This window comes from Bacillus sp. CZDM1, assembly GCF_055502545.1.
Map to the genome: position 1 here is coordinate 404,917 of NZ_JBUESO010000005.1, position 17,096 is coordinate 422,012.

Below are 17,096 nucleotides of genomic sequence, written 5' to 3' on the forward strand. Positions count from 1 at the left end.
TTACAGCCTAGGAGGTCGTAAATGTAATTATCCAACATGTACGTACATATAAATCCGGTAACTATTACTTTCATTTTTTTAAAAATGTGGTTACGCTTTCAAAGGTTTTCACGAAATTGTTTTATTCTTAAAAAATTATAAAATAGTTTGTGGAGGGATTCAATTGTTTAAAACACCTAAAAAATTCGGAATTATGACACTTCTTGCATTGTTGATTATCAGTACCATTCTTAGTGGTTGTGCTAGTAAGGAAAGCAGCTCAGGAAAGACTAAAGATGGAAAAACAGCGATTACATTTATGTTTAGAGGTCAGCCTAAAGAGCTTGAAGCTTATACGGCTACTGTAAAGAGATTTGAAAAGTCAAATCCAGACGTTAAAGTTACATTGGTTCAAGTTGCTCCGGATCAATATGATACGAAGTTAAAAGCAGCGATTGCTGGTAAGAAGATTCCAGATGTTTTCTTCTACAACCCAGCTCAAGTAAAGGCATATGTAAACTCTGGCGTATTAAAAGATATTACCGAATTCGTTGAAGGATCAGAAGATGTTAAAATTGACGATATTTGGGAAAAGGGTATCGCGAAATACCGCTTTGATGGCGAAACACTTGGCGAAGGTGCGATTTACGGATTACCAAAAGACTTAGGTCCATTTGCATTAGGTTACAACAAAACAATGTTTGAAGAAGCAGGAATTCCACTTCCTGACAAAGACAAGCCTTATACATTAGATGAATTCATTGATGTAGCACAAAAGTTAACAAAAGATAAAAACGGCGATGGAAAAAATGATCAATTTGGTGCTGGATTCAACATTCAATGGGCTTTACAGCCTATTGCTTGGAGTAATGGTGCAGACTGGATTGATGAAACTGGCACAAAAGTAACAGTTGATACTCCTGAATTTGCTGAAGCAGTACAATGGTTTGCAGATCAACAAAATAAATACAAAATTACTCCTTCTATTGCAGAAGCACAAACACTTGATACGTACCAAAGATGGATGAAGGGCGAATTAGCATTCTTCCCAGTTGGTCCTTGGGATATGGCAACATATGCAGAACAATTAAAGTTTGAGTATGATTTAATTCCATGGCCTGCTGGTAAAACAGGTAAACCTGCTGCATGGGTGGGTTCCCTTGGTATCGGTGTAGGAGCTACAACGAAAAATGCTGGAGCGGCGGCTGAGTTAGCGATGTACCTATCTGCTGACCAAGAAGGAAACCAAGCATTAGTTGATGCTCAGGTTCAATTACCAAACAGTGTAACCGTTGCTGAGCAATGGGCTGCTGATACATCTATTAAACCTGCAAATAAGCAAGAGTTCTTAGATATTATCAATGATTATGGCCGCGGATTCCCTGCTGAAAAGACTTATACTGCTGAATGGTATGATGAATTCTTCAAAAACATCCAGCCAGTTCTTGATGGGAAGATGACAGCTGAAGAGTATGTGAAAGAAGCACAGCCAAAAATGCAAAAACTATTAGATGCTGCAATCGAGCAAGAAAAGAAATCTTCTAAGTAATAGATAAAATTGAGGCTTTGACATAGTGTAAATGGTGCTAGTTTTAAGAATCTGACTAGCACCATTTATTCCTTTTATCTAAATTTTTTTAATAAGAAATTTAGAAAAAGGGAAATGTTCATTCATGTTTTTGAAAGGGTGAGGAAAGATGAAAGCAACGTCCAAACTGTATCGGACAGAACAAAGAAATGCCTATATTTTCATTGCAGCACCAGTCTTAGGATTCCTCATATTTGCTATGGTTCCCCTCGTTTATTCCTTTTATGGTGCTTTTACTGACTGGGACGGTCTAGGACAAATGAACTTTATTGGTCTTGAAAACTTTATTAATGTATTCCAAGATGAGTATTTCTATAAGTCTATGTTTAACACTATTTATATGATGCTGGGTATTCCAATCGGTATTGTGTTGGCCTTACTGCTTGCTCTTGCATTAAATAGAGGAATTCCTGGAACGAATACATTTAGAGTTCTTTACTACATTCCAGTTGTGTCTTCTATTGCAGCGATCTCTATTTTATGGCAATGGGCTTATAATGGGGATTACGGGTTAGTGAACCAGTTCCTTGCCCTAATTGGTATTGAGGGTCCTAACTGGCTGCAAAATACTTCTACCGTTAAACCAGCATTAATTATCATGGCTGTTTGGAAGGGTCTAGGCTATACAATGCTTCTGTATTTAGCAGCACTGCAAAGTGTACCAAAGTCATTTTACGAGGCTGCGAAGCTGGATGGTGCTAATGCATTTCAAGCGTTTTGGCATATTACGCTGCCAATGGTGAAACCAGTAACATTCTTTATTATTGTAACCAATATTATTGGAGGTGCCCAAATCTTTACGGAAATTAACGTTATGACACCAACGGGTGGTCCTGAATATAGTTCAGCGTCAGTAGTATTTTATGTATGGCAAAAAGCATTTGGTAACTTCCAATTAGGTTATGCATCTGCAATGGCCTTAATACTGGGACTTTTCATCTTTATTATTACCCTAATCCAGTTTAAGATTAACGAAAAATCTTCCTTTGAATTGGATTAATAACAGGTGATTAACAGAGTGATAGAAAGGGGTATTTAATAATGGAAGCTGCAATTGCAGATAAAAAGAATGTTAAAGCAGAACCAATGTCTGAAAAGAAGAAAAATAAAATTACCGATGCCTTTGTTTTCCTTTTTCTAAGTGCAGGAGCTATCTTCATGGTGGCGCCGCTGCTATGGATGTTTTCAACTTCACTTAAATCAAAAGAAGATGTATTCGCCTTACCTCCAGTATGGATTCCTGAAACGATCTCATTTGCTAAGTATGCGGAAATTTGGTCTATGGGGCCGTTGCTGTCTGGTATTAGTAATAGCTTAATTATTGCAGTTTCGGTAACAGTTGTTGGAACGTTCACATCTAGCTTAGCTGCCTTTGCTTTTGCTAAGCTGCAGTTCCGCGGGAAAAATAAAATATTCTTACTGTTATTTGCATCTGTTATGATTCCGTATCCAGTCATTATGATTCCGCAGTTCATTATGTTTTCTTCTGTGGGATGGATTGATAGTTTATTACCATTAATCATACCAGGATTGTTTGGTAACATATTCATGATTTTCTTTTTACGACAGTATCTATCAAGTATTCCTACCTCTATCATGGAAGCGGCAAAGATTGATGGGTGCTCTCACTTTCAAATCTTTTACAAAATTATCTTTCCGTTGATTAAGCCTGCGGTTGCGGCACAGTTAATTTTGTGGTTCATGGGAATTTGGAATGATTATTTAGGTCCTATTCTGTACTTGAATTCACCAGAAAAGCAAACCTTGCAGCTTGTTATTGCAAACTTTAATGCGTCTTATGCAATCCAAAGTGATTACCCGCTAATTATGGCAGCTTCTGTGATTGCGTTATTGCCAATGTTGATTGTTTTTATTGTCTTCCAAAAACAAATTATCGAATCAATCGCTATTTCAGGTGTAAAAGGTTAAGACAACTAAATCATATGCAGGTGCATTTTTGATTCGTAGTTTATAAAGTTAATAGAAAATGTGGAAAGGCACTTATCAATTTTATTCTGATAAGTGCCTTTTATAATTTTCGCTCTGTTAACTTGTCTGTTGATTACTATAAACCCAAAATTTTTAATGAGGAGATATCATATGAAAGTAAAACCGTTTGGACTAGAACGAGTTCGTATTACTGGGGGACCTCTTAAGCATGCGATGGAGTTGAATAAAGAATACTTGCTGCAGCTTGAGCCAGACAAATTACTATCTAGGTTTCGTGAGTACGCAGGATTGCAGCCAAAAGCGGAAAACTACACGGGATGGGAAGCACAGGGTATTTCGGGGCATACACTTGGCCACTATTTATCGGCCTGTGCCATGATGGCAGCAGCAAATGATGATGAAAGATTTCGTGAAAGAGTAAATTACATCGTCGATGAATTAGAAGAATGTCAAGAAGCCCATGGAACTGGTTACATATCAGGTGTTCCTGGAGGAAGGGAAATCTTTGAAGAAGTGAAGGCTGGCGACATCCGTTCGCAGGGGTTTGATTTGAATGGCGGCTGGGTGCCGTTATATTCCATTCATAAGTTGTTTGCTGGGTTACGTGATGCATATAAGTTAACGCATAGCATAAAGGTGCTAAATGTTGAGATAAAGCTTGGTTTATGGCTGGAGGATGTATTTGCTAATCTAACTGACACTCAGGTACAGGACGTTCTAAAATGTGAGTTTGGGGGAATGACAGAGGTGTTGGCTGACCTTGCTGATGATTCAGGGGATGATAGGTTTTGGAAATTATCGCAACTATTTCATCATCATGAGCTGTTGAATCCGCTAGCCGATGGAAGAGATGAATTAGCAGGTAGACATGCGAACACCCAGATACCCAAAGTTGTCGGTGCGGCCCGTCAATATGAAATATCTAATATAGAATCTTATTGCCGTATTTCTGAGTATTTTTGGAAGCAAATGGTTCATCAGCATTCATATGTAATCGGAGGGAACAGTCTCAATGAACATTTTGGTGAGCCAGGTAAATTGAATGGCCGGCTTGGTGCAAATACATGTGAAACGTGTAATTCATATAATATGTTAAAGTTGACAAAGCACCTGTTTCAGTGGAATGCTCTGGCTGAACAAGGCGATTTTTATGAAAGAGTATTATACAATCACATATTAGCTTCTCAGCACCCTATAGAGGGGACAGTAACCTACTTTGTTTCATTAGATATGGGAGGGCACAAGGTTTATAACTCCAAATTTAATGATTTTACATGCTGTGTAGGATCGGGAATGGAGAATCATTCAAGTTATGGTAATGCTATTTACTTCCAAAATGAGCAATCTCTATTTGTAAATCAATATATTCCTTCCGAATTAGATTGGAGTGAAAGGGGAGTGTTTGTCAAACAAACCACATCCTATCCTGAAAATGGTTCTATTAAACTAGAAGTCATATCCAAGGAACCCAAATCCTTCGCCTTATCAGTCAGGTATCCTTACTGGGCAGAACAAGGAATGTCAGTAATCGTTAACGGTGAGGTGTTCAATCATGCTGCCGAGCCGTCCAGTTTTATCACAATCGAGCGAGTTTGGAATAACGGAGATAGTATTGAACTTGAGATACCGATGACATTAAGAGTTGAAAAAATGAGCGATAACCCCAATCGACTAGCCTTTTTGAATGGACCAATCGTTCTCGCAGGGGACTTGGGACCGATAAACCAAGAAAAGGATGCAACTGACCTTTTATTTACACCTGTATTAGTAACAGATGATTCAAATGTACTGAATCAGGTTATTGCAGTTAAGGGTAAAGTACATGTATTTGAAATGAAAAACCTTGGCGTCCCTCGTGATGTTACATTAATTCCTTTCTATCAAATGCATGATCGAAGCACCTCTGTTTATTGGGATGTTTTCACAGAGGAAGAATGGAGGAAGGCTGAAATCTCTTATACATCTGCCATTGAGAAAGAGCGTGATCTTCAATTGAGGACAGTCGACTTTTTCCAACCTGGAGAAATGCAGCCAGAACGTGATTATGACTTTAAGGGGGAACATGTTGGATATGGTGTACTCTCAAATCGTAAATACAGAGATACATGGCCAAGTGGGTATTTTTCCTTTACTTTAAACGTTCTTCCAGACGAGTCAAACTATCTTGTTATCATGTATACCAATGAAATAGAAACCATGCGTTCCTTCGATATCGCCGTTAATGGAGTTGTACTGACAAATAGTCAAATAGAATTGGAGGAAATGAATAAGTTCGTCCTTGTAAAGTACGAAATACCATATCATGCCACCATGGACAAGGATATAGTAACAGTAGAATTTCGCTCGCACGAAGGCCAAAAAGTCCCTAAAGTCTTCGGTGTTCGAGTTGTTAAAGAATAGATAAGCTAAATGAAGGTAGGTACAACCAGTGAGTTGTACCTACCTTTTTAAATTTTAGGTTTTGTTTTAGCAAAATGTGATATGGGCACTCTGTTGATTTGCGTGGAAGGCGCGAGACTCCTGCAGGAGGACGGGACAGGGGAGACCCCGCAGGCGCTTTAGCGTCGAGGAGGCTTCCCAAACCGCCTGCGGAAAGCGAAGCGCCTCGTGACAGGCAAAGTCCGCCTGTCCCTGCGGTGATTATTCAAAGAAGCTTTCCTTAATGGAGCGCAAATCAACAGATCCTATATTAAAAAGGATAATTATTGTGGCTCAAAACTTTTTTAATAAATTATCAAAATATCATTGAAAAAATAGAGATAGGTGGTACAATCAACTTATAGGTTATACGTACAAGTTAAGGGTATATTTCACATTACTTACATACTTGTAAGGTTGAAGGAATAATAATTAACTTTATATCCTTATTCTTGTACGGATGGCATGATAGTGTATTTATTGGAAGCGTTTAAATAATCGAGAAGTAATAGGATGAATATTCTATGAAACTCAAAGAAAAAATTATATTTTTGTAAACGTATTCTTACATAAAAGGCAGGGTGATAAGTAATGACTAAATATTCGATTGGTGTAGATTATGGAACACAATCAGGAAGAGCGGTACTCGTTGAAGTAGGAACCGGGAGAGAGGTTGCTACAGCTGTTAAGGAATATACACATGGTGTAATGGATGAGTTTTTACCAGATGGAAAAACAAAGTTGGAACATGACTGGGCCTTGCAGCATCCGGCTGATTACCTTGAGGTCTTAGAAATTACTATTCCAGAAGTTTTAACAAAAGCACAAGTTTCAGCAGAAGATGTTATCGGTTTAGGAATAGATTTTACTGCTTGTACGGTCCTGCCGATTGATACAAATGGAACACCTTTATGTTTTCAACCAGAACTAAGCAGTAATCCTCACAGCTATGTAAAGTTATGGAAACATCATGCCGCACAAGACGAAGCAAATCGATTAAACGAAATAGCTGAAGCCCGTGGGGAAAAGTTCTTATCTCGCTATGGAGGCAAAATTTCATCTGAATGGATGATACCAAAAGTTTGGCAAATTTTAAATGAAGCACCAGAAATTTATGATGGTGCAGATCAAATACTAGAAGCAACGGATTGGGTTATTTCGCAATTAACGGGAGAAATCACCCGTAACAGCTGTACGGCTGGTTACAAAGCAATCTGGCATAAGCAGGATGGTTATCCATCACAGGATTTCTTTAAGGCGCTTGATCCTCGTTTGGAGAATGTAGTGGAGGAAAAATTATCAACAAAGATATTCCCTATTGGTGCCAAGGCAGGAGAAATCACTGAAAAAGCAGCTAAACTAACAGGGTTGAAACCTGGTACTGCTGTTGCGGTAGCGAATGTAGACGCTCACGTTGCAGTCCCAGCAGTTGGAATTACCGAGCCGAGCAAATTATTAATGATTATGGGAACTTCTACATGTCACATTTTGCTAGGTGAGGAAGAGAAAGTAGTTCCAGGTATGTGTGGTGTCGTTGAGGACGGTGTAATCCCAGGATACATGGGGTATGAAGCAGGACAATCCTGTGTAGGCGACCACTTTGAATGGTTTACAGAAAACTGTGTACCAACGAGCTATCAAGAAGAAGCAAATGCAAGAGGAATTAATATCCACCGGCTATTAACCGAAAAAGCTAGCAAACTACAAGTGGGTGAAAGCGGTCTATTAGCATTAGATTGGTGGAATGGCAATCGTTCTACTCTTGTTGACGCTGACCTGACTGGCGTATTGTTAGGCGCGACCCTATTAACAAAACCTGAAGAAATCTACCGGGCTTTAATCGAAGCGACAGCATATGGCACTAGGATGATAGTAGAGACTTTCCGAAACAATGGTGTGCCAGTAAACGAAGTATTCGCAGCTGGAGGCATCGCTGAAAAAAATACCATGATGATGCAAATTTACTCAGATGTACTAGACATGGATATTAAAATTTCTGCTTCATCCCAAACGCCGGCTCTAGGATCTGCCATGTTCGGTGCAGTTGCTGCAGGAAAAGACCGCGGTGGCTACGATAATATTACGGATGCTGCAAAGGATATGGGCCGAGTAAAAGAGTATATCTACCAACCTATTAAAGCTAACGCAGACGTATATAATCAGCTTTTCAATGAGTATGCCCGTTTATATGATTACTTTGGACGCGGCGAAAACAATGTAATGAAGACATTGAAAAAAATTAAAAAGGATAGCTCCTTAGAGAAAACGGAGGAGACAGTATGTTAGAAAAATTGAAAAAAGAGGTTTTGGAAGCTAATTTACAGCTTCCAAAACATGGACTTGTTACATTTACATGGGGAAATGTTAGTGGAATCGATCGTGATCGAGGACTCGTAGTGATTAAACCCAGCGGTGTTCCATACGAAGAGCTAACACTAGAGGATATGGTGGTAGTAGATTTGGAAGGTAACATCATCGAAGGAACAAAGCGTCCTTCTTCTGATACGCCAACACATCTTGCACTTTATCGCTCCTTTCAACATGTAGGTGGAATTGTACATACACATTCACCATGGGCAACTGCTTGGGCACAGGCAGGCCGTTCCATTCCTGCTTTAGGTACAACACATGCAGATTATTACTATGGTGAAATCCCTTGCACACGCACATTAACAAAAGATGAAATAACGAGGGCATATGAGTTGGAAACAGGAAATGTCATTATTGAAACATTTGAAACTGGAGGTATTGATCCGTTAGCAATGCCAGGTGTACTCGTTTCAAACCACGCACCATTTTGTTGGGGGAAAAACGCCAATCAGGCTGTTCACAATGCAGTAGTACTTGAAGAAGTGGCCAAAATGGCCCTTCATACCTTTCAATTAAATTTGCAAATAGAGCCAATTGATCAATTTTTGCTAGATAAGCACTATCTTCGCAAGCATGGCGTGAATGCCTACTATGGTCAAAAATAGACAAACATAGAACAATCTTTAAATGGTCCATCTTAAAAAGCATGTTACTAAACTATTAAGATGATTCGCAAACAATTCTAAGGGGGATTTACCTTGTTAACTACAAAAGCGTATGAATACTGGTTTGTTACTGGAAGTCAATTACTTTACGGAGAAGATGTACTAAGAGCAGTTGAAGAAAACTCAAAGACGATTGTGAATGGTCTGGATGATGACTCATCTGTTCCTTATAAACTAGTTTTTAAATCCGTTGTAAAAGATTCCGATGCGATTCGTAAATTGATTTTAGAAGCAAATGCAGATGAAAATTGTGCAGGTCTTATTACATGGATGCACACATTCTCACCATCAAAAATGTGGATTGCAGGCTTAGCTGCACTTCAAAAACCACTATTACATTTAGCCACTCAATTTAATCGTGATATTCCATGGGATTCCATTGATATGGATTTCATGAACTTAAACCAATCTGCACATGGTGACCGTGAGCATGGTTTTATCCACAGCCGCATGAATGTTAAGCGGAAGGTAGTGGTTGGACACTGGGAAAATCCTGAAGTAAGAGAGCGTATTGGCAGCTGGATGCGTACAGCAGCAGCGTTTGCAGAAAGCAAAAACCTTAAAGTAGCAAGATTTGGCGATAATATGCGTCAGGTAGCGGTAACAGAAGGTGACAAGGTCGAGGCACAAATTAAATTTGGCTGGACTGTTAATGGATATGGTGTTGGTGACTTAGTTCAAAAAATGAATGAGGTGACTGATCAAGAATTAGGTCAGCTTTTAGCTGAATATGAAGAGCTTTATGATATTGTGCCTGAAGGTCTTACAGAAGGTCCAGTCAGAGAATCTATTCGTTATCAAGCAAGAATTGAACTAGGGATGAAAGCTTTCTTAAAAGAAGGAAACTATACAGCCTTTACGACAACTTTTGAAGATTTACATGGTATGCGTCAGCTGCCTGGACTTGCTGTTCAGCGTTTAATGGAACAAGGCTATGGCTTTGCTGGAGAAGGTGACTGGAAAACAGCAGCATTAGTTAGATTAATGAAAATTATTGCTGGTAACGAAGAGACATCCTTTATGGAAGATTACACGTATCATTTTGAGCCAGGGAATGAATTGGTTCTGGGTGCCCATATGCTTGAGGTATGTCCTACTATTTCAGCAACTCGTCCTAAGATTGAGGTTCATCCGCTTGGAATCGGCGGCAAAGAAGATCCTGCGAGAATTGTATTTGATGGAAAAGGCGGCTCTGCACTAAATGCATCAATTATCGACCTTGGACATCGTTTCCGTTTGCTTGTGAATGAAGTTGATGCTGTACAGCCAGAAAAAGAAATGCCAAACCTTCCTGTAGCAAGAGTTTTATGGAAGACACAGCCATCCTTAAGCCAGGCCGTTGAAAATTGGATTCAAGCTGGAGGAGCTCACCACACTGGTTACTCCACTAAAGTAACAACTGAACAATTAAGAGACTTTGCTGAATTAACAGGTATTGAAATGGTCGTAATCAATAACGATACGAACACTCATGCCTTCAATAATGAACTGCGCTGGAACGACCTTATTTACCGTTAATTCGAAACTTAAATAAACAATCATTAGGGGCTATTAGCAATAATAGCCCTAGTGTTTAATAAAGGTACACTAAAAAATGTTAGAAACAGGAGGTTTTTTTATGTCAAATAATGTAATTGTAAACGCGGATATTACAAAAGGAAAAATCAATAAAAATATCTATGGTCATTTTGCTGAACACCTTGGCAGATGTATCTATGAAGGAATTTGGGTTGGCGAAGATTCTTCTATTCCTAACACAAAAGGAATTCGTAATGATGTACTTGCTGCACTAAAGAATATTAAAGTTCCTGTTCTTCGCTGGCCAGGCGGCTGCTTTGCAGATGAGTACCACTGGAAAGATGGCATTGGTCCAAAGGAAAATCGTAAGCGTATGGTTAATACACATTGGGGCGGAGTTGTAGAAAACAATCACTTTGGAACACATGAATTTATGTTGTTATGTGAATTGTTAGAGTGTGAGCCATACATTTGTGGAAACGTAGGAAGCGGTACTGTTCAGGAAATGTCTGAATGGGTTGAATATATGACATTTGAGGGTGAATCTCCAATGGCAAATTGGCGTCGTGAAAATGGCAAAGAGGAACCATGGAAATTAAAATATTTTGGAGTAGGGAACGAAAACTGGGGCTGCGGCGGCAATATGCGTCCTGAATATTATGCAGACCTTTATCGACGTTACCAAACCTATGTAAGAAATTATGGCGGCAACAAGATTTATAAAATTGCTGGCGGTGCAAACGTTGATGACTATAACTGGACAGAAGTGCTAATGAAAAATGCACACTGGCTAATGGACGGCCTAAGCCTTCACTATTACACCATTCCTGGAGATTTCTGGCTTGGAAAAGGGTCTGCAGTTGATTTCCCTGAAGATGAATGGTTTATCACGATGAAAAAGGCACTACATATGGATGAGTTAATTACGAAACACAGCACGATTATGGATAAATATGATCCGGATAAACGTGTTGGAATGATTATTGATGAATGGGGAACATGGTTTGATGTAGAACCAGGAACGAACCCAGGATTCCTCTATCAACAAAATACAATTCGTGACGCTTTAGTAGCTGGTTTACACTTTAATATCTTCCACAATCATGCTGTCCGCGTTCAAATGACGAATATTGCACAAACCGTTAATGTATTGCAGGCTATGATCCTTACTGAAGGAGAGCAGATGATTTTAACTCCAACATACCATGTATTTGATATGTACAAAGTACACCAGGATGCAGAGGTTTTGGCTGTAGATTCGACATTTGGCACTTATGAAAACAATGGGGATGTCCTGCCGCAAGTAACAGTTTCAGCATCAAGAGATACAGAAGGCAAAGTTCACATCAGCTTATGTAACATTGATCATAAAAATGAAGCACTTATTGATTTAGACCTGCGTGGTGTAAGTGCGGTAGATTCAAAGGTATCTGGAACCATCCTTACAGCAGATAGTATGAATGCTCATAATACCTTTGAACAGCCAGATGTTGTTAAACCAGCTGAGTTTACTGGAGTTACCGTTGAAAACAATAAATTAGTAATCAAACTCCCAGCTATGTCAGTTGTTACATTAGTGATTGAATAGAAAAAGGCGGAAAAAAAGTGACTGAAAAGAGTCTATGTAAAGGCTGCACAGAAAGTGTAATGGTAACGGAAGAGGTCATCCAGGAACTTGTGAAAGAAACTGAGGAAGATTTGTCTATTATTGTGTCCGAAGATGTCTACGAAGCCAGATTAAAGTGTTGTACTTCATGCCCTTCCCTGCAATACGGGACCACTTGTGCGCATAGCGGTTCCATTGTCCGCTATCGGGCAAAATTTAAAAATAAAGCATGCCCGTTGGCAGGGAATCCGAAGTGGGAAAAGGTTAGCTAGAGAAAGGAATAGTGATGATGGCGACAAACAAAGCTAAGATGATTTTAGAAAAGGATTTTAAAGTCTCTGAAATTGATAATCGTATATATGGTTCTTTTATTGAACATTTAGGACGGGCAGTTTATGGCGGTATTTATGAACCAGGACACCCTCAGGCAGATGAAAATGGATTCCGCCAAGATGTCATTGAAATGGTAAAAGAACTTCAAGTTCCGCTTGTACGTTATCCTGGTGGAAACTTTGTTTCAGGTTATAACTGGGAAGATGGTGTAGGACCAGTTGAAAGTCGTCCACGCCGTTTAGATCTAGCATGGCGTACAACGGAAACAAACGAAATGGGTACAAACGAGTTTATGAAGTGGGCTCAGCTGGTTAACGCCGATGTAAACATGGCAGTAAACCTAGGAACTCGGGGCATTGACGCTGCTAGAAACCTAGTAGAGTATTGCAACCATCCAGGCGGTTCCTACTACAGTGATTTACGTATCTCTCATGGGGTAAAAGATCCATATAAAATTAAGACTTGGTGTCTGGGGAACGAAATGGATGGTCCATGGCAAATCGGACATAAAACTGCAGCTGAATATGGGCGTCTAGCTCAGGAAACCGCAAAAGCAATGAAGTGGGTGGATCCAACTATCGAGCTTGTTGCATGCGGAAGTTCACACCGAAACATGCCGACATTTGCAGATTGGGAAGCAACCGTTCTTGATCATACTTATGACCATGTTGAATTTATTTCCCTTCATCAATATTATGGTAACCGCGATAATGATATCTCAAATTATTTAGCACTATCCCTTGAAATGGATGATTTTATTCGTTCAGTTATTTCAATTGCTGACTACATTAAAGCAAAAAAACGTGGAAAAAAGAAAATTAACCTTGCCTTTGATGAATGGAATGTTTGGTACCATAGCAATGAAGCAGATAAGCAAATTGAGCCTTGGAGTATTGCACCTCCACAACTTGAAGATATTTATAATTTCGAAGATGCATTATTAGTAGGTTGTATGCTTATCACGATGTTAAAGCATGCCGATCGATTAAAAATCGCTTGTCTTGCTCAATTGGTAAATGTTATTGCACCAATTATGACTGAAAATAACGGGCCTGCATGGAAGCAAACGATTTTCTATCCATATATGCATACTTCTGTTTATGGTAGAGGGGTTTCGCTAAATCCCATCATCTCAAGTCCTAAGTATGATAGTAAGGACTTTACAGATGTTCCATATTTAGAGTCAACAGCCGTTTATAATGAAGAAAATGAACAGTTAACCATCTTTGCGGTTAACCGCCACCTTGAAGAAGGCTTAGAATTAGCAGTGGACATTCGTAATTTCGAGGGATATGAAGTAGTAGAACATATTGTTCTTGAAAATGACGGAAACGTAAAGCAAACCAATTCAGCCCAAGGAACTCCAGTAGCACCTCATTCAAATGGTAATGCTAAAACAGAGAATGGCGGAGTAACTGCTGTACTGCCAAAGTTATCTTGGAATGTAATTCGCTTAGCAAAGCGAAAGTAATATTGAATGATTTCCATACCTTCTCTTCAACAGTTTCATGATGGAGAAGGTATGGAATCATTTTACTTAATCTTTTCCTAACGGGGATGAAAGGCAGGACGAATATGAAGGTAGTAAAAGAAGAGTTTGGAAGTAAAGATAACCAAACCGTTTTTTTATTTAATTTGATAAATAATCATGGGGTTGAAATTGGCTGTATTAACTACGGCTGTATTATCACCAAAATCATTACCCCGGATAAAGAAGGTAACTTTGAAAACATTGTTGTTGGATATGACACACTAAATGAATATGAAAAGGATTCATATTTCTTAGGTGCTGCAATTGGGCGTGTAGCAGGAAGAATAAAAGGCGGATCTTTTGAACTGAATGGTCATACCTATTCCCTTGCTCAAAATGAAAATAAAAACCATCTTCATGGCGGAATAAAAGGCTTTAACCAAGTGATTTGGGATGCTGAAATAATTGAAAGTGAACAAGAAGCAGCTGTTCGTTTCACCTATTTGAGCCCAAATGGTGAAGAAGGCTATCCTGGTAACCTAAAGGTTTCTGTTACATATACGTTAAACAATAAAAATGAATTTTCTATTCATTATTCCGGCATTTCAGACGAGAAAACTTTGTTAAACATGACCAATCATTCTTATTTCAATTTAAGCGGGGATTTAAAAAGGGATATCTTAAACCATTCTTTAATGATTAAAAGTGATAAGTTCCTTGAACTAAATGACGAACTCCTTCCAACTGGAGAAATGCTTGATGTAAAAGGGACAGCATTTGATTTTACATCTGAAAGAATAATCCAGACAGGTGTTATCTCGGAACATCCGCAAAACAAGCTTGCAAGTGAAGGGTACGATCACCCATTTCTATTAAATACACAGCATAATAATGAAATTGTTCTGAAGGATTCAGAGAGCGGACGTACATTGACGATTGAAACAGATGAGGTTGGCGTTGTCGTTTATTCAGGTAATCAGATGAAATCAGAAGGCTTAATTTCCGGAGTACCTTCCAGGAAATATTTGGGGATATGTCTAGAAACACAGGGACTTCCGGATGCAATCCACCATCAACAGTTTCCTTCTTGGATTTTAGAAAAGGAAGAAGAGTATTCATCTAAAACAATCTATAAGTTCGGAATCGAAGTGTGAACTCTCTTAAAAAGAAAGGTGATATAGAATGCAAAAGGTAGAAACTTTAAATAATCCGATTGTCGAGCAGCGAGCAGATCCATGGGTATATAAACATACGGATGGTTATTACTATTTCACGGCGTCTGTTCCTGAGTATGACAGAATCGAAGTTAGACGGTCTGGAACGATCCAGGGCTTGGAAAGTGCAGAACCTGTAGTTGCATGGAAAAAACACGAGAACGGTCCAATGAGTGCAAATATTTGGGCACCTGAAATTCATTATATTGATGGCAAATGGTACATCTATTACGCTGCTGCAAGAAAAGATGCGATTTTTGACCATCGTATGTTTGTCATTGAGAATGACTCTGCCAATCCATTAGAAGGTAATTGGGTCGAAAAGGGGCAGGTAAAAACAGAGTGGGAATCTTTTTCTCTTGATGCCACCACTTTCGAACATAAAGGCCAAAGGTACTATGTCTGGGCTCAAAGAGATCCAAAGATTGAAGGGAATTCTAACCTTTACATCGCTAGAATGGTCAATCCATGGACCATTAAAGGACCTCAGGTAATGATCACTACACCTGAATATGACTGGGAAACCATTGGTTTTTTAGTCAATGAAGGTGCAGCTGTTTTGAAAAGAAATGGTAAAATTTTTATTTCCTATTCAGCCAGTGCAACAGATTACAACTATTGTATGGGGCTATTACAAGCGGATGAAAACAGTGATTTATTAGATCCTGCTTCATGGTTGAAAACAGAGGAACCTGTATTTAAAACAAATGTAGAAAATAGCCAATATGGTCCAGGTCATAACAGCTTTACAGTATCTGAAGATGGAAGCGAAGATATTATCATCTACCATGCACGTAACTATCGTGAAATTGTTGGTGACCCATTATGGGATCCAAACCGTCATACTCGTGCACAAGTGTTCACTTGGTATGAAGATGGAACCCCAAATTTTGGTGTACCTGTACCAGACACAAAATAAAGTGCTGGCATCAGGATTTGAAAGGAGATTTATATGGTTTCTGTAACGAAAGATCAAGCTAAAACAGCAAAAGATTTGATTATTGAGCAGCGAGCAGATCCATGGGTTTATAAACATACAGATGGTTATTACTACTTTACAGCTTCTGTGCCTGAATATGATGGAATCGAAGTAAGGCGCTCTAAAACAATTAAAGGGATAGCAGAGGCCGAGCCTGTTATGGTCTGGAAAAAGCATGAAACAGGTCCGATGAGCTCACTGATATGGGCACCAGAAATACATTATATCAATGGAAGCTGGTACATTTATTTCGCTGCTGCACCATCAAAGGAAATTATCGACGGTCTTTTTCAGCACCGGATGTTTGTGATTGAAAATCATTCTGCTAATCCACTAGAAGGTAATTGGGGTGAAAAAGGACAAATTAACACAGATTGGGATTCCTTTGCTCTTGATGCTACTTCGTTTGAGCATAAAGGTCAGCAGTACCTTGTCTGGGCTCAAAAAGACCCTAATATAAAAGGTAACTCCAATCTTTATATAGCACCCTTAGAGAATCCATGGACGATTAAAGGGCCACAAGTCATGATTGCGAAACCGGAATTTGACTGGGAAACGATTGGATTCTGGGTAAATGAAGGACCGGCTGTCTTGAAAAGAAACGGCAAAATTTTCATTTCCTTCTCCGGAAGTGCAACCGATGAGAATTATGCAATGGGGCTGTTGGCTGCAGATGAGAATAGTGACGTAATGGATCCGAATTCTTGGACCAAATCGAAAGAACCTGTTTTCAAAACATGCTATGAAACTGGCCAATATGGTCCAGGACATAATAGCTTCACTGTCTCTGAAGATGGCAGTAAAGATATACTTGTCTACCATGTTAGAAATTATACAGAGATTGTCGGCGACCCGTTGTATGATCCAAATCGCCACACCTGTGCCAAAGAGTTTGCATGGAATCCAAATGGAACGCCTAGCTTTGGTACACCTGAATGATAATTTTGTGAAAAAATGAATAGATAATTTAGAAGAAAATAGGTTCATATCAGCTATATTGATATG

At 39.1% G+C, this 17,096-nt stretch carries 13 protein-coding genes; all 13 read left to right on the forward strand.

What is annotated here, in order from left to right; genetic code table 11:
* Nucleotides 1–193 precede the first annotated feature (193 nt).
* A complete protein-coding gene (locus ACY3XC_RS14590; protein ID WP_464869257.1) occupies nt 194–1,528 on the forward strand; it encodes an ABC transporter substrate-binding protein in 1,335 nt (444 codons plus the stop codon).
* A gap of 148 nt (nt 1,529–1,676) precedes the next feature.
* A complete protein-coding gene (locus ACY3XC_RS14595; RefSeq protein WP_179156272.1) occupies nt 1,677–2,567 on the forward strand; it encodes a carbohydrate ABC transporter permease in 891 nt (296 codons plus the stop codon).
* A gap of 86 nt (nt 2,568–2,653) precedes the next feature.
* The gene (locus ACY3XC_RS14600) at nt 2,654–3,496 is read left to right on the forward strand and encodes a carbohydrate ABC transporter permease (RefSeq protein ID WP_464869258.1); all 843 of its coding nucleotides are present in this window, start codon (nt 2,654–2,656) and stop codon (nt 3,494–3,496) included.
* 171 nt (nt 3,497–3,667) lie between these two features.
* Nucleotides 3,668–5,917: a glycoside hydrolase family 127 protein gene (locus tag ACY3XC_RS14605; RefSeq protein WP_464869202.1), complete on the forward strand. Its 2,250-nt coding sequence runs from the start codon at nt 3,668–3,670 to the stop codon at nt 5,915–5,917.
* Nucleotides 5,918–6,526: 609 nt separating this feature from the next.
* Entirely contained in the window at nt 6,527–8,221 is a 1,695-nt protein-coding gene (gene araB / locus ACY3XC_RS14610; RefSeq protein WP_464869203.1) for a ribulokinase, read from the forward strand.
* Nucleotides 8,215–8,910 carry an L-ribulose-5-phosphate 4-epimerase gene (araD, locus tag ACY3XC_RS14615; protein ID WP_464869204.1) on the forward strand — a complete coding sequence of 232 codons (696 nt, stop codon included), beginning with the start codon at nt 8,215–8,217 and terminating at the stop codon, nt 8,908–8,910. The genes araB and araD overlap by 7 nt, the downstream gene beginning before the upstream one ends.
* Nucleotides 8,911–9,003: 93 nt before the next feature.
* Complete coding sequence (araA, locus tag ACY3XC_RS14620; RefSeq protein WP_464869205.1) at nt 9,004–10,488, forward strand: L-arabinose isomerase; 1,485 nt, start codon at nt 9,004–9,006, stop codon at nt 10,486–10,488.
* A gap of 100 nt (nt 10,489–10,588) precedes the next feature.
* Entirely contained in the window at nt 10,589–12,076 is a 1,488-nt protein-coding gene (locus tag ACY3XC_RS14625) for an alpha-N-arabinofuranosidase (protein ID WP_464869206.1), read from the forward strand.
* 17 nt (nt 12,077–12,093) lie between these two features.
* On the forward strand, nt 12,094–12,366 hold the full coding sequence (locus ACY3XC_RS14630; RefSeq protein WP_464869207.1) for a DUF6171 family protein: 273 nt from the start codon (nt 12,094–12,096) through the stop codon (nt 12,364–12,366).
* 17 nt (nt 12,367–12,383) lie between these two features.
* Complete coding sequence (gene arfA / locus ACY3XC_RS14635) at nt 12,384–13,898, forward strand: arabinosylfuranosidase ArfA (protein WP_464869259.1); 1,515 nt, start codon at nt 12,384–12,386, stop codon at nt 13,896–13,898.
* Between the two features lie 104 nt (nt 13,899–14,002).
* Nucleotides 14,003–15,052, forward strand: a complete 1,050-nt coding sequence (locus tag ACY3XC_RS14640; RefSeq protein WP_464869208.1) for an aldose epimerase family protein — start codon at nt 14,003–14,005, stop codon at nt 15,050–15,052.
* 28 nt (nt 15,053–15,080) lie between these two features.
* Nucleotides 15,081–16,031, forward strand: a complete 951-nt coding sequence (locus tag ACY3XC_RS14645; RefSeq protein WP_464869209.1) for a glycoside hydrolase family 43 protein — start codon at nt 15,081–15,083, stop codon at nt 16,029–16,031.
* Nucleotides 16,032–16,064: 33 nt separating this feature from the next.
* The gene (locus ACY3XC_RS14650) at nt 16,065–17,030 is read left to right on the forward strand and encodes a glycoside hydrolase family 43 protein (RefSeq protein WP_464869210.1); all 966 of its coding nucleotides are present in this window, start codon (nt 16,065–16,067) and stop codon (nt 17,028–17,030) included.
* Nucleotides 17,031–17,096 lie beyond the last annotated feature (66 nt).